Below are 13139 nucleotides of genomic sequence, written 5' to 3' on the forward strand. Positions count from 1 at the left end.
CTGTCATTTCTTGTCGTTGCGAAAAGCGCGGGATCGAAGCAATCCGGTCTTGATCCCGGGTCCTGGATTGCCTCGCGGAGTTTGTGCGGGCTTGCCGAAGGCGAGATCGGTATTCGCAATGACGGCGGGTCAACGGCGTCCTGGGATCCATTCATTTCGGCATGATCCGTTCCGAAAACCGGAAGCCGCCTTGCCGGATCATGCCGCTGGCCGCGGGCGGGTGTTACGGAATTCGATGTGCTTCCTTGCGTTCCCCACCTCGACGAGGCGCTTGACGAAGATGCCGGGCGTGTGGATGTGGTCGGGGTCGATCTCGCCTGCGGGCACGAGATGCTCGACTTCGGCGACGGTGATTTTCGCCGCGGTCGCCATCATCGGATTGAAATTTCGCGCGGTCTTGCGATAGACTAGATTGCCGGCGGTGTCGCCCTTCCAGGCGTGAATGATGGCGAGGTCGGCGAACAGCCCGCGCTCCATCAGATATGTCTCGCCGTCGAACTCTCTCACCTCCTTGCCTTCGGCGATCAGGGTGCCGACGCCGGTCCGGGTGTAGAACGCCGGGATGCCGGCGCCGCCGGCGCGGATGCGCTCGGCCAGCGTGCCCTGAGGATTGAATTCGAGTTCCAGCTCTCCCGCGAGATACTGCCGCGCGAACAGTTTGTTCTCACCGACATACGACGAGATCATCTTCCTGATCTGCCGGGTTTCAAGCAGCCGGCCCAGGCCGATGCCATCGACACCGGCATTGTTGGACACAACCGTGAGATTCCTGACGCCGGAGTCGCGGATCGCATCGGCCAGCGTCTCCGCGATGCCGCACAGGCCGAAGCCGCCGGACATGATCATCATGCCGTCCCTGAGGATGCCGTCGAGGGCCGATCTGGCATCCGGGTAGACCTTGTTCATAGGCGCGACCTGAAGGAGGAAGGCGTCGCCTGCCGGGCGCCGCCGGACATGATGAAGGGCAAGTATCAGGCAAAACCGCTCCCGCCGCAACGGGATGCAAATGTCGGAATCGGACCGCCGGCAGCCTTGAAAGCGTCAAGAAAACCAATCAAGTTGCGGCCCGGCCGAAGCGGTGCCCGACCGCTCGGCGAGCGTCAAACCAGCCCGGACATGTCATTGACGATGGCCCAAGGACAATGGCCCAAGGAATGAAGCGCCTGGGAATATCGGTCGCGGCAATTCTGGCAGTTGCGCTGACGGCGCTAACCGGTGTGATCGCAATGTCGCGGCTGCTTGACCGCGACGCCTTGCGCGATGCGGTGGAAACGCAGATCCGCGCCGTGACGGGCCTCGATATCGTTGCCGATGGACGCATCGACGTCTCGGTTTTCCCCGGCAGCTATGTCTCGTTCCATGATGTCCGCATCAAGGGCAGCGACGCCGATGCTGCCGTTCTCAGCGTCGATGTGCTCACCGCAAATCTGCGGCTGCTTCCGCTCTTGATGCAGAAATTCCAGATCACCGACGTCATGATGCTGCGTCCTCACATCCGCGTGACGCGCGCCGCCGACGGCCGCAGCAACTGGTCCCCGTTCGTGGAAACGATCGCGCGAACCATGAAGCCCGGAGCGGACAGCCCGGTTTCGTTCTCGGAAATCCGGATCCAGGATGGCGAACTCAGCTATGAGGACACGGCCAACCGGATCTCTGAAAACCTCGACGACATCGACCTGTCGCTGGCGTGGCCCTCCATCTCCCGCTCCTTCGCCGCGACCGGACAGTTCGATTGGCGCGGCGAACGCATCGACGGCAGCATCAGCCTCAGCGATTTTCTCGCCGCGCTGTCCGGCGAGCGTTCCGGACTGAAAGTCAAGATCGCGAGCGCGCCACTGAAGTTCGCGTTCGATGGCGCGGTCGCAAATCCGGTCAGCCTCATGATGGAAGGCACGGTGACCGCCGACAGCACCTCGTTGCGCGGGGCCATGGGCTGGATCGGACAGCCCCCGCCCGGCAGCGGCGGGTTCGGCCGCTTCGCGCTCAAAGCACGCGCCAGCGTGATCGGCGCATCGATCGCCCTGACCAATGTCAACCTCGAGATCGACGGCAACGTCGCCGAAGGCGTGATGACCTACGCCAATAACGGGCGACAGACCCTGCAGGCGACACTGGCCGCCGGCGCGGTGGATTTCACGCCTTATATCCAGACCATTCGCCTGCTTGCCAACGGCGCCCGCGACTGGAACAGACAGTTGTTCGACCTGCATGCGCTGTCCGCCACCGACCTCGACATGCGGCTTTCGGCGGCGAAGGTCACCGTCGGCTCGACCAGGCTCGGCAAGACCGCGCTCGGCGCCAACCTTCGCAACGGAACGCTGGCGCTCAGCATCGGCGAAGCACAGATCTATGACGGAATCGCCAAAGGCTCGTTCGGAATCTCGCAGGCCGACTCGGCCGCCGAGGTGAAGGCGCAGTTTCAGCTCACCGACGTCGATCTGCAAGCCTGCGCCAGCGATCTGTTCGGCACCGGCAAGCTCTCCGGACGCGGTAACCTGAATGTTTCCCTCGAGGCCAGGGGGTCGAGCCCGTTCGGGCTGGCGCAATCGCTCGGCGGGACAGCGAGCCTGACCGGGCATGACGGCGCCATCAACGGGTTCAACGTCGAACAGTTGCTGAAGCGGCTGGAGCGCAGGCCGCTTTCAGGCGGCGGAAATTTCCGCAACGGCAAGACGCCGTTCGACACGCTGAACATCGCCCTCAGTTTCAACGACGGCGTCGCGGTCGCGACCGACGTGCGCGTCGAGGGGCCGGCCGCGCGTCTCATCATCACCGGCACCGCCTCGGTGCCCGGGCGCGACTACGATCTCAAAGGCATCGCAAGCCTGACGCAGGCGACAAACGCCGACAACTTCGACCTGCCGTTCGTGATCCAGGGACCATGGGACGATCCGCTGATCTTTCCTGATCCGGAAAGCCTGATCCGCCGGTCCAAGGCATCGGCGCCGCTGCTCGACGCGGTGAAGGATCGCAAGGCCCGCGACGCGGTTCACTCGGTGATCGAGCATCTGACCAACGATAAAGCAGTCCCCGAGGCGGCCGCTCCAGCCACCCCGGCGGAATCCGGTACGCCGCGCACGAACTGACAAGCGGTTTCTTCTCGCAAGCGATTCCCCCAAGCCCTTTTCCGCTTCTCATTCCAATTTGATGCGAAATCGCTAAGCGTTTCAAGCGAACCGGTCCCCACTTCGCTCGAAAACGCTATGGCTCGCCTACAATGGCGCGGCGCTTTCGCCCTGCCGGCTCGACAGTTTCGAGACCAGCGATGCCGCGATGATAACGAGCGTGATCGATCCGATGATCAAGGTGCAGATCGCGTTGATCTCCGGCTTCACGCCGAGGCGCACCTCCGAATAGATGCGGATCGGCAGCGTCGTCGAGCCGGGTCCCGTGGTGAAACTCGCGATCACGAGATCATCCATCGACAGCGTAAAGGCCAGCATCCAGCCAGCCATAACCGACGGCAGGATCAGGGGCAGCGTCACCTTGAGGAAAGCCCGCAGCGGATCGCAGCCGAGATCCATCGCGGCCTCCTCAAGGCTGCGATCAAGCGATCCGAGCCGCGACTGCACCACCACGGCGACGAAGCACATGGTCAGCGTGGTATGGGCGATCGTGACAGTCCAGAATCCGCGCTCCGCATTGACCGCAACGAACAGCAGCAGCAGGGACAACCCGGTGATCACTTCGGGCATCACCAGCGGCGCGTAGAGCATGCCGGAAAACAGCGTGCGGCCACGGAAGCTCTCGCCGCGGGTCAAGGCCACCGCCGCGAGCGTGCCGAGGATGGTGGCGGCCGTGGCCGAGACCGCCGCCACCCGCAGGCTCATCGCGGCCGCCGACAGCATCGCGGCATCGTTGAACAGTTCAACGTACCAGCGCAGCGACCAGCCGCCCCATACCGTCACCAGACGCGACGCATTGAACGAATAGATCACGAGAACGACGATCGGCACGTACAAAAACGCCAGCCCGAGCGCGAGCGCGGTAATGTTGAAACGGGACAGTTGTTTCATTTTACGCACGACCCCCGCCGCACGCAGATCCAGTTCGTGCTCCCATGGAGAGCGGATTGGGGTGAGGGATATGGCTTTTTTGCGCGGAGCCAAGCCTCCTCGCGAGCGCCGGAGCCCACCATCGGGCGGAGCTTTGCCTCAATCCCTTGAGCGCGACCTTTCCGCGGCGAAGAGAGATCGGGAACGGGAATAGCCATCGGCTGAGCGTTTGCGGCTTGCCCTCCTCCCTGACCCTTCTCCACAAGGGGGATGGAAACAAGCTCTGGACCGCCATCACCGCCTCCCCTCAAGCTGGCGGCGCTGCATTCGCTCGTAAACGAGAAGCGGCGCCAGCAGCAGCACCAGCAGCACGACGGCGAGCGCCGACGCCACCGGCCAGTCGCGGTTGGTGAAGAATTCGAGCCACACCGTTTGCCCGATCATCGGCGAATTCGATCCGGCCAGCAGATCCGGAATCACGAACTCCCCGACGATCGGGATGAAGCATAGCAGCGCGCCCGCGCCGACGCCCGGCAGCGATAGGGGAAACGTCACCAGCCAGAATGTCGTCAGCCGCGAACCGCCGAGATCGGCGGAGGCTTCGAGCAGCGCGGGATCGATCTTGGCCAGCGTCGCATAGAGCGGCAGGATCATGAACGGCAGATAGGAATAAACGATTCCGATATACATCGCGGTGTCGGTGGACAACCACACGATCGGGGCGGATACGACATGCAACGCCAGCAGCGTCTTGTTGAGAATGCCGTCATGCTGGAGAATGTTGATCCAGGCATAGACACGGATCAGGAACGATGTCCAGAACGGCACGATCACCAGGATCATCGCGATCGGTTGCCACCGCGCCGGCAGTCGCGACATGCCGTAGGCGACGGGATAGCCGACCGCGAGCAGGATCGCCGTCGATATTAGCGCGACCGCAACACTGCGCAGATAGGACATCACGTAGAGATGATCCGAGGCGAGCAGCCTGAAATTCTCCAGCGACAGCGCCGCGAAAGCGGCCTTGAGCGCAGCCATGCCCTGCGCCGGATCGAACACCGGCAGATAGGGTGGCTGCGCAATGACGGTTTGCGACAGGCTGATCTTGAGCACGAAGCCGAACGGCAGCAGGAAGAACAGCAGCATCCACAGAAACGGCGCGATCGCGGCCTTGCGGGCAGGCGCTGTGAAGAGATGCCGCCCGCTCATCTGTCGAGCACCACGCAATCGCCGGGGTCGAACCACGCCACCACGCGCTGCGTGGTATCGAACGCATCGAGATCGAGCCGCGCGGTGTTGGCGACCGACGCGCGCAGCAGCGCGCCGCTGTCGAGCCTGACCTGATAGCGCGTCTGCCCGCCGAGATAGCTGATGCCAACGACGACTCCTGTCAGTCGGTTGATCTCCGCCGCGTCACCACCATCAGGCGCAGACCCGTGAGCCGACAGGCGAACCTTCTCGGGGCGGATCGCAACGCAGACCTGATCAGTCGTCAACGCCTGCAAGGGTGCCGCGGCGGTCACGCGTCCGGCATCCGGCGTCGCGATCGTGACGCGCCCCGCATCGCGCGATTCGACCCTGCCATCGATGATGTTGACGCCGCCGACGAACTCGGCAACCCAGCGCGAATTCGGCGTCTCATAGAGTTGCCGCGGCGTCGCCACCTGCACCAGATGTCCGGCGTTCATCACCCCGATGCGATCCGCCATCATCATCGCCTCCTCCTGATCGTGAGTGACGACGATGAAGGTCATGCCGAGCTGGCGCTGCAACCGCATCAGCTCGGCTTGCGTGTTCTCGCGCAGCTTCTTGTCGAGCGCGGCAAGCGGCTCATCGAGCAGCAGCAGCCGCGGACGCCGCGCCAGCGCGCGCGCCAGCGCCACGCGCTGCCGCTGGCCGCCCGAAAGCTGGTCAGGTTTCCGCGTTTCCATGTCCTCAAGCTTCAGCAGCGCGACCATGTCCGCGACGCGCGCCTCGATCTCCGCGCGCGGCAGGCCCGCTCGTTTCAGCCCGAACGCGATATTGTCCTGCACGCTGAGATGGGGAAACAGCGCATAGTTCTGGAACATCATGTTGACGGGACGCTGGTGCGGCGGAACGCCGGCGATATCCTGGCCGTCGAGAAGGATCCGGCCAGCATCCGGCGTTTCGAATCCCGCCAGCATCCGCAACAGCGTGGTCTTGCCGCAGCCGCTCGGCCCCAGCAGCGCGAAAAACTCTCCGGCCTTGATGTCGAGCACCAGGCGGTCGACCGCGGTAAATCGGCCGAAGCACTTGACGAGCGCATCGAGCTGCAACAGCGGGATGCCAGCCGCTGCGGCCGTATCGGAGGCTTGTCTCGCGTCGTCGCTCATTCCACCCCGTGTCGTTTCGCGATGAAGCATCGCATCCATTTCAGCGAGTCTCCTTGCGAGGTCCAAACGATCATCGCAATACACGTTGCCGGCGATTTTTTGGATGCGGCATTCGCGCCCGCGGATTGCGCTCAAACGGGCGGCAAATGTCAAATCGCCACGCCGATCACGAGCCGGTCGCGAAGGAACCGGACGCCGCGGCGCGGTGACCTCGCGATGATCAGCCGTCAGCTGGCCTTGCGGCAGGTGGCTTCGCGAATGTGGCAAGGACGCCCGACCAGCGTGGCGTATTGCGCGATCGGCTCCGGCCTGCCGATGAAATAGCCCTGGACCGCATCGCAGCCTTCGTCGGCCAGAAAGCCCAGTTGTTCAGGCGTCTCGACGCCCTCCGCAAGGATCGACACGTCGAGGCCGTGGCCAAGGCCGATCACCGCCCGGACGATCGCAGCGGACTGCGGATTGCATCCGAGATACATGACAAACGCCCGGTCGATCTTGATCTTGTCGAACGGAAACGCCTGGAAATAGCTCAGCGAGGAATAGCCGCTGCCGAAATCGTCCATCGAGATGCGAACGCCCAACGCTTTCAGCCGCCGCAACAGCGCCAGGCTGCGCTCGAAGTCCTCGATGAGCACGCCTTCGGTGATCTCCAATTCCAGCCGGCTCGGCTCGAGACCGGTTTCCTGCAGGATCGAATGCACGAGGCCGACCAGGTCGCCATGGACGAACTGCACCGGCGACAGGTTGACCGAGATCTGCTTCGGGTTCGGCCAGGACGCCGCCTCGCGGCATGCCTCGCGCAGAACCCACTCGCCCATGGCCACGATCAAACCACTTTCCTCGGCGAGCGGAATGAAATCGTTGGGCAAAACCAGGCCGCGGGTCGGATGTGTCCATCGCGCCAGCGCCTCGAAGCCGGTCACATCGCCGTCGTCGAGTTTGTGGCCCGTGCGTGCCTGCGGCTGGTAGTGCAGCGACAGTTCGCCGTTCCGGATGGCGCTCGACAGATCCTGATGCAGCGCGCGGCGATCCCGGATCTGACGATCCATGTCGGGGTCGAAAATGCTGATCGATCCGCGCGACCTCTTCTTGGCGCGGAACAGCGCGGCGGCGGAATTGGAGAGCAGCGAGGCCGGGTCGATGCCATCGCGCGGAAACAGCGCGATGCCGCTGCTCAGCCCGACGCGGACCGATCTGCCGTCGATCAGAAATTCCGGCGTCATCGCCTCGACGAGCTTTTCGGCCAGCGCCTTGCCCGCGGCGGGTTGCTCGCCATCGATGATCACGCCGAACTCGTCGCCGCTAAGCCTCGCGATGAGGCCGCCGTGGGCCGCGTTCTGAATGCGATGGGCCACCTCGATCAGCAGCTTGTCGCCGACCGCGTGACCGAACACGTCGTTGATCTCCTTGAGGCCGTCGAGATCGACCGACAGCACCGCGAACTTGTCGTTCGCTCCCTGGCACGACTCGATCATCTGCGACAGTGCTTTCAGGAACGCGGTGCGGTTCGGCAGGTCGGTCAGCCCGTCATGATAGGCCATGTGCACCATGCGCGACTCGGTCTGGCAGCGATCGGTCACATCTTCATGCATCTTGATCAGATATTGCGGTTCGCCGTCATCAGCCGCCACAGGGATGCGGCGCGTCAGGAACAGCCGCAGGCCCTCGCTGGTGCTGATCGGATGCTGGGTCAGGAAGCCGCCATCCCGAACCGCCGCTTCGTCGCGGGCAAGGATCAGCTTCGCGTCGCGCGGATCGAAGATATCCGACGCGGTCAGCCCGATGACATCCTCGCGACGCCGATTGAGAAGCGCCTCGGCGGGCCGATTGGCGAGCAGGTAATGACCGTCGCTGGCGCGCTGGACGACCAGCGGCACCGGAATATTGTCCACGACGGTTTCGAGGAACTTCCTTGTGTTTTCCAATTCGCGCGACAGCGACTTGCGTTCGAGTGCATCCGTGCGCAGGCGCGAGCGCAGCCTCGACGCGCGGATAGCTGCCGCCGCCAGACAGCAAAAGGCGATAAAGCCACCCACAAGCGTTTGACGGACCATGCCGCCATTGGTCCCGTTGCCGATGCCCTCGGATGAAACAATGGCCGCGGCCAACACGTCCGCAGACGTCGCGGCAACCGCCGTGTATATAAGCGCCGTCGCCGCAACGACGTTGCAGCCGCCCGCCTGCCAACCCTTGCCCGTCATCGCGCCCCCGGGGACCTGCCAGCCGAGTGTCTGGCCCAACGGGTTTGAATCAGGTAAATACTTACCCCCGCGATCGAAAAATGCGCACTGGATTGCACAATTGGTCTCTCATGCTTAATGCCCTGCTAACGGGCGACTTGCGCCTCTACAGGTCCCTCAAGCGCACTTCGGATTTGGGACACCAGGCCGCGAATGGACAAGGTTGAGTGCGTCATCATCGGAGCCGGCGTGATCGGACTTGCGATCGCGCGCCGGCTCGCGCGATCGGGCCGTGAAGTCGTCGTTCTCGAGGCGGCGGAAGCGATCGGCACGGTAACATCGTCGCGCAGCAGCGAAGTGATCCACGCCGGCATCTACTATTCCGCCGGCAGCCTGATGGCGCGGACCTGCGTCAGCGGCCGGCGCGCGCTTTACGACTACTGCCGCGAATACGGCATTCCGCACAGCAATTGCGGCAAGCTGATCGTCGCAACGAGCGAGCAGGAGGCCGGCCGGTTGCAGTCCATCAGGGCGCGCGCCGAGGCCAATGGCGTCGAAGGCATGCAATCGCTAAGCGGCACTGAGGCTCGCGCGCTTGAGCCGGCGCTTCAATGCGTCGCCGCGCTGCTGTCTCCCTCGACAGGGATAATCGACAGCCACGCCTACATGCTGGCGTTGCGAGGCGATGCCGAGCGTGACGGTGCAGTGTTCGCTTTTCTGACGCCGCTGTTGCGCGCAAGGGCGACGCCACAAGGACTGGAAATCGAAACCGGCGGCGACATGCCGATGACGCTTGCTTGCGATCTCATGATCAATGCCGCCGGCCTTGGCGCGCCGGCCGTGGCGCGCAGCATCGAAGGCATGCCGGTGGATCGCATTCCGCAGGCTTACCTCGCCAAGGGCAACTATTTCAGTTGCAGCGCGCGCGCGCCGTTTTCGCGCTTGATCTATCCGGTGCCGGAGCCCGGTGGCCTCGGCGTGCATCTGACGCTCGACCTCGCGGGGCAGGCGCGTTTCGGTCCCGACGTGGAATGGATCGACAGCCCGGACTATGCCGTCGACCCGGTGCGGGCGGAGCGGTTTTATCCAGCGATCCGGCGCTACTGGCCGGACCTGCCGGACCATGCCCTGCTCCCGGCCTATTCCGGAATCCGGCCGAAGATCGTTCCGCCGGCGGTCGCCGTGCAGGACTTCGCCATCCAGGGACAAACCGAGCACGGCGTGGCCGGGCTGATCAACCTGTTCGGAATCGAATCGCCCGGCCTCACGGCATCGCTTGCGATCGCGGACCACATCGCCGCGCTGGCGGAGATGTAGACCGACCAAACCAGGACAAGCAAAACCAGGACCGGCAAAACCAGCCCTACGCCGATCCCCGCACCACTGGCGATCAATCGGCGACGCAAAGGCCGCGGATCCCTCGAAGACCGGAAGGATTTTAGTGGAGGGTCTCGACCGTGGAGAGTTTCAGTCTTTCGATCTCGTCCTTGAGCATCAGTTTCCGGCGCTTCAATTCGGCAATCCTCAGGTCGTCTGTGGAAAGATGCCTGAGAGCATCGTGCAATTCGCCTTCCAGGATACGATGTTTCCGTTCCAGTTCAGCGAGATGCGCCTGAATTGCCATTCGAACCTCCTCGGTAGGTTTCAACCTCAGATTCGCTCCGAAATCATAAGTTTACATGAACCCCGACGGCTGTCGATGGGGCAGAAAAGCACATCGATCATATTTGCGGGATTCGGGAACGAACCGTAAGGGTGGGCCTGCGGGCGGCTTGCGTGGCGCGCGGGCAAGGACAATAATCCACCTGGAGCGGGATGAGGAAAAAGTAGTGTGTGCGGCTTCCCGACCGCATCCCGCTCCTCAAATATAGGAATCGATCGCGTTGATGATTTTTGGGTCGGCTCGATCCAAAATCATCGTGATCCGGCTGAAACCTCCAACTTTTCGCAACTCTTCACGATTTAACCCATGACCGACGAAGAAGAGCGCGAACTCGGAGCTGAGCTCGCCCGGCTGTACCAGGAACACCGCGATCTCGACGCCGCCATCGATGCCCTGCATCAATCGCCCGCGCCCGATTTGCTGCGCCTGCAGCGGCTGAAGAAGCGCAAGCTGCAGTTGCGGGACCGCATCGCCTTCATCGAAGACCAGATCACGCCGGACATCATCGCCTGAAGACCGCGCTTGCCGTCTCGCCGATGCAACCGCTTCTCAACCGCCCCGCCGCTGCGCCTTGCGGACGTACATCGCGCAGTCGGCCTGCTCCAGCGCCGTGCCGGCGTCGGCATGCGACCCGAGAATGGCTACCCCGATCGACGCGCCGGTGGTAATCGCCCGCCCCCCGAACGTCAGTGCCAACCCGTCGATGGTCTCTTCCAGAGCCAACGCCTTGGCCCTGGCGTCGGTCTCGCTGAGATTCCACAACAGCAGCGCGAACTCGTCACCGCCAAGCCGCCCGATCAGGTCGGAGGATCGCACATGCAGCGACAGCGCCGCGACGACGGCCTTCAGCACCGCATCTCCGGCCGCGTGACCGAACGCATCGTTGATTGGCTTCAGGCGATCGACGTCGAGCACGAACAGCGCCCCGTTCGCTTGATAGCGCCGGATATAGGCGACCGAGCGGCGCAGCTCGCGCTCGAAGCCACGGCGATTGAGGACACCCAGAAGAAAGTCGGTATCCGCGGACGCCTCCAGATCCGCGATCCGCGCCTGCGCGGCCGCAAGCCGGGTTTTGAGGCGACGGATCGTGGCCCTGGCTTCGGTCGCGACATCACGTTGTGGCACCGTCGGGCGCTTTGGCGCGGGCGCGGCCGGCGCCGTCTTGCGGCGGCCCGCCTTGCGTTTCGCAGCGGTCGAAGCCGACGCCTTCGAGGTCTTTTTCATCGCCACAAGGCTTGCCGTCGTTCACCAAGACAGGATAGTTCAGTCCCCACCGCTTGCCCCGTCAAGGCACCCTCCTATAATCCGCACCATGTTTTTTTCCGGATTCCTGAAAGAAATAAAATAAATAAATGACCGCCGCCGTCGCCATTATCATGGGAAGCCAGTCGGACTGGGAAACCATGCGTCACGCTGCGGACACGCTGGCTGCGCTCGGCGTCGCGAGCGAGACGCGAATCGTGTCCGCACACCGGACGCCAGAACGACTATACGCATTCGCCAGGGGCGCGAAGGCCGAGGGGTTCAAGGTCATCATCGCCGGCGCAGGCGGCGCCGCCCACCTGCCCGGCATGACGGCGTCGCTGACTGAACTGCCCGTGCTCGGCGTGCCCGTCGAATCCAAAACGCTGGCGGGGGTCGACTCGCTGTATTCGATCGTGCAGATGCCGGCGGGAATTCCGGTGGGTACGCTTGCGATCGGCAAGGCCGGCGCCATCAATGCGGCGCTGCTGGCGGCGAGCGTGCTCGCGCTCGGCGACCCGGCGCTGGCCGGACGCCTCGCCGCATGGCGCAAGCAGCAGACCGATGCGGTCGGCGAGCGCCCGGAGGAATCGGCGTGAACGCTTCTCGGCAGGTGACGCTCAAGCCGGGCGATACCATCGGCATTCTCGGCGGCGGGCAGCTCGGCCGGATGCTGGCGCTGGCTGCGGCGCGTCTCGGCCTCAAGTGCCAGGTGTTCTCGCCGGATCCGGACTCGCCGGCGTTCGACGTCGTGCAAAACGCCATCTGTGCCGAGTACGCCGACGTCGAGGCGCTGGAACTGTTCGCAGCCGACGTCGACGTCGTCACCTACGAGTTCGAGAATATCCCGGCCGCGACCGCGATGGTGCTGGCCGCGCGTCGGCCGGTGCTGCCCGATTATCACATTCTGGAGACGGTTCAGGATCGACTGCTGGAGAAGAATTTCATCTCCGGACTGAATATCCGCACCGCGGCCTATGCCGACGTCACATCGCCGCAGGCGTTATGCGACGCGATCGAAGCCATCGGACTGCCGGCGCTGATCAAGACTCGCCGCTTCGGCTATGACGGCAAGGGCCAGGCCATCATTCGCGACGGCGACGATCCCGGTCAGGCGTGGGACGACCTCGGTACCAGATCCGCAATCCTGGAAGCCTTCGTACCTTTCGAGCGCGAGATTTCCGTGATCGCGGCACGCGGCGCCGATGGCTGCGTCGAATGCTTCGACGTGACCGAAAACGAGCATCGCGACCACATCCTGAAATATTCGCGCGTGCCGGCCGCGATTTCCGATACGCTCGCCGTACAGGCGCGCGACATCGCGAAACAGATCGCGGATGCGCTCGATTATGTCGGCGTGCTGGCCGTCGAGATGTTCGTGGTGCCGGGTCCGGGCGGTCCGGCGCTGCTCGTCAACGAAATCGCGCCGCGAGTCCACAACTCCGGGCACTGGACGCTAGATGGCGCTTCTGTCTCGCAATTCGAACAGCACATTCGCGCGATCGCCGGCTGGCCGCTTGGCAAGCCGGTCGGGCACGGCAGCGTCGTGATGACAAACCTGATCGGCGACGACATCCTCGACTACGGCCGATGGCTTGCCGCGCCCGGCGCCGCGGTGCACATCTACGGCAAGGGCGCACCGCGCCCCGGCCGCAAGATGGGCCACGTCACCGAGGTCAAGAATGGCGACGTCAAAACGTGAGCC

General features: G+C 63.8%; 11 protein-coding genes and 1 pseudogene. 5 read left to right on the top strand and 7 right to left on the bottom strand.

Going from position 1 to position 13139, the window contains the following annotated elements:
• Window positions 1–198: 198 nt before the first annotated feature.
• A complete protein-coding gene (locus BGO16_RS09840) occupies window positions 199–906 on the bottom strand; it encodes a CoA transferase subunit A (RefSeq protein WP_292618502.1) in 708 nt (235 codons plus the stop codon).
• Window positions 907–1154: 248 nt separating this feature from the next.
• On the opposite strand from BGO16_RS09840, the gene BGO16_RS09845 reads away from it, so the two are divergent.
• Complete coding sequence (locus tag BGO16_RS09845) at window positions 1155–3086, top strand: AsmA family protein (RefSeq protein ID WP_292618503.1); 1932 nt, start codon at window positions 1155–1157, stop codon at window positions 3084–3086.
• Between the two features lie 126 nt (window positions 3087–3212).
• Here the strand turns inward: BGO16_RS09845 and BGO16_RS09850 are convergent, their stop codons facing one another.
• The 4 genes and pseudogenes from BGO16_RS09850 to BGO16_RS09865 form a co-directional block, all read right to left on the bottom strand.
• Window positions 3213–4025: an ABC transporter permease subunit gene (locus BGO16_RS09850; protein ID WP_292618504.1), complete on the bottom strand. Its 813-nt coding sequence runs from the start codon at window positions 4023–4025 to the stop codon at window positions 3213–3215.
• A 264-nt stretch (window positions 4026–4289) separates the two neighbouring features.
• Complete coding sequence (locus BGO16_RS09855; protein ID WP_292618505.1) at window positions 4290–5204, bottom strand: ABC transporter permease; 915 nt, start codon at window positions 5202–5204, stop codon at window positions 4290–4292.
• The gene (locus BGO16_RS09860) at window positions 5201–6349 is read right to left on the bottom strand and encodes an ABC transporter ATP-binding protein (protein ID WP_292618560.1); all 1149 of its coding nucleotides are present in this window, start codon (window positions 6347–6349) and stop codon (window positions 5201–5203) included. Before BGO16_RS09860 ends, BGO16_RS09855 begins: the two co-directional genes overlap by 4 nt.
• Before the next feature lie 227 nt (window positions 6350–6576).
• Window positions 6577–8298: pseudogene (locus tag BGO16_RS09865) on the bottom strand (EAL domain-containing protein); the annotation flags it as partial.
• A gap of 444 nt (window positions 8299–8742) precedes the next feature.
• On the opposite strand from BGO16_RS09865, the gene BGO16_RS09870 reads away from it, so the two are divergent.
• Complete coding sequence (locus BGO16_RS09870; RefSeq protein ID WP_292618506.1) at window positions 8743–9846, top strand: NAD(P)/FAD-dependent oxidoreductase; 1104 nt, start codon at window positions 8743–8745, stop codon at window positions 9844–9846.
• A gap of 121 nt (window positions 9847–9967) precedes the next feature.
• Here the strand turns inward: BGO16_RS09870 and BGO16_RS09875 are convergent, their stop codons facing one another.
• Entirely contained in the window at window positions 9968–10153 is a 186-nt protein-coding gene (locus BGO16_RS09875; RefSeq protein WP_292618507.1) for a DUF465 domain-containing protein, read from the bottom strand.
• 345 nt (window positions 10154–10498) lie between these two features.
• Here BGO16_RS09875 and BGO16_RS09880 point away from each other — a divergent pair, with 345 nt between their 5' ends.
• Window positions 10499–10705 (top strand): DUF465 domain-containing protein, encoded by a 207-nt coding sequence (locus BGO16_RS09880; protein WP_292618508.1) that lies wholly within the window; start codon window positions 10499–10501, stop codon window positions 10703–10705.
• Window positions 10706–10741: 36 nt separating this feature from the next.
• Here BGO16_RS09880 and BGO16_RS09885 read toward each other — a convergent pair whose 3' ends face one another.
• The gene (locus BGO16_RS09885) at window positions 10742–11416 is read right to left on the bottom strand and encodes a GGDEF domain-containing protein (RefSeq protein ID WP_292618509.1); all 675 of its coding nucleotides are present in this window, start codon (window positions 11414–11416) and stop codon (window positions 10742–10744) included.
• 128 nt (window positions 11417–11544) lie between these two features.
• Here BGO16_RS09885 and purE point away from each other — a divergent pair, with 128 nt between their 5' ends.
• Both purE and BGO16_RS09895 read left to right on the top strand, forming a co-directional pair.
• Window positions 11545–12033: a 5-(carboxyamino)imidazole ribonucleotide mutase gene (gene purE, locus BGO16_RS09890; protein ID WP_292618510.1), complete on the top strand. Its 489-nt coding sequence runs from the start codon at window positions 11545–11547 to the stop codon at window positions 12031–12033.
• Window positions 12030–13136, top strand: coding sequence for a 5-(carboxyamino)imidazole ribonucleotide synthase (locus BGO16_RS09895; protein ID WP_292618511.1), 1107 nt, complete (start codon window positions 12030–12032; stop codon window positions 13134–13136). Before purE ends, BGO16_RS09895 begins: the two co-directional genes overlap by 4 nt.
• Window positions 13137–13139: the final 3 nt, after the last annotated feature.

Source organism: Nitrobacter sp. 62-23, from assembly GCF_001897285.1.
GTDB lineage: Bacteria > Pseudomonadota > Alphaproteobacteria > Rhizobiales > Xanthobacteraceae > Nitrobacter.

Bases quoted from the DNA above. Each gene is read 5' to 3' on its own strand.
- BGO16_RS09840 (WP_292618502.1), bottom strand. From the start codon at position 906: ATGAACAAGGTCTACCCGGATGCCAGATCGGCCCTCGACGGCATCCTC.
- BGO16_RS09875 (WP_292618507.1), bottom strand. From the start codon at position 10,153: ATGGCAATTCAGGCGCATCTCGCTGAACTGGAACGGAAACATCGTATC.
- BGO16_RS09855 (WP_292618505.1), bottom strand. From the start codon at position 5,204: ATGAGCGGGCGGCATCTCTTCACAGCGCCTGCCCGCAAGGCCGCGATC.
- BGO16_RS09870 (WP_292618506.1), top strand. From the start codon at position 8,743: ATGGACAAGGTTGAGTGCGTCATCATCGGAGCCGGCGTGATCGGACTT.
- BGO16_RS09860 (WP_292618560.1), bottom strand. From the start codon at position 6,349: ATGAGCGACGACGCGAGACAAGCCTCCGATACGGCCGCAGCGGCTGGC.
- BGO16_RS09845 (WP_292618503.1), top strand. From the start codon at position 1,155: ATGAAGCGCCTGGGAATATCGGTCGCGGCAATTCTGGCAGTTGCGCTG.
- purE (WP_292618510.1), top strand. From the start codon at position 11,545: ATGACCGCCGCCGTCGCCATTATCATGGGAAGCCAGTCGGACTGGGAA.
- BGO16_RS09880 (WP_292618508.1), top strand. From the start codon at position 10,499: ATGACCGACGAAGAAGAGCGCGAACTCGGAGCTGAGCTCGCCCGGCTG.
- BGO16_RS09885 (WP_292618509.1), bottom strand. From the start codon at position 11,416: ATGAAAAAGACCTCGAAGGCGTCGGCTTCGACCGCTGCGAAACGCAAG.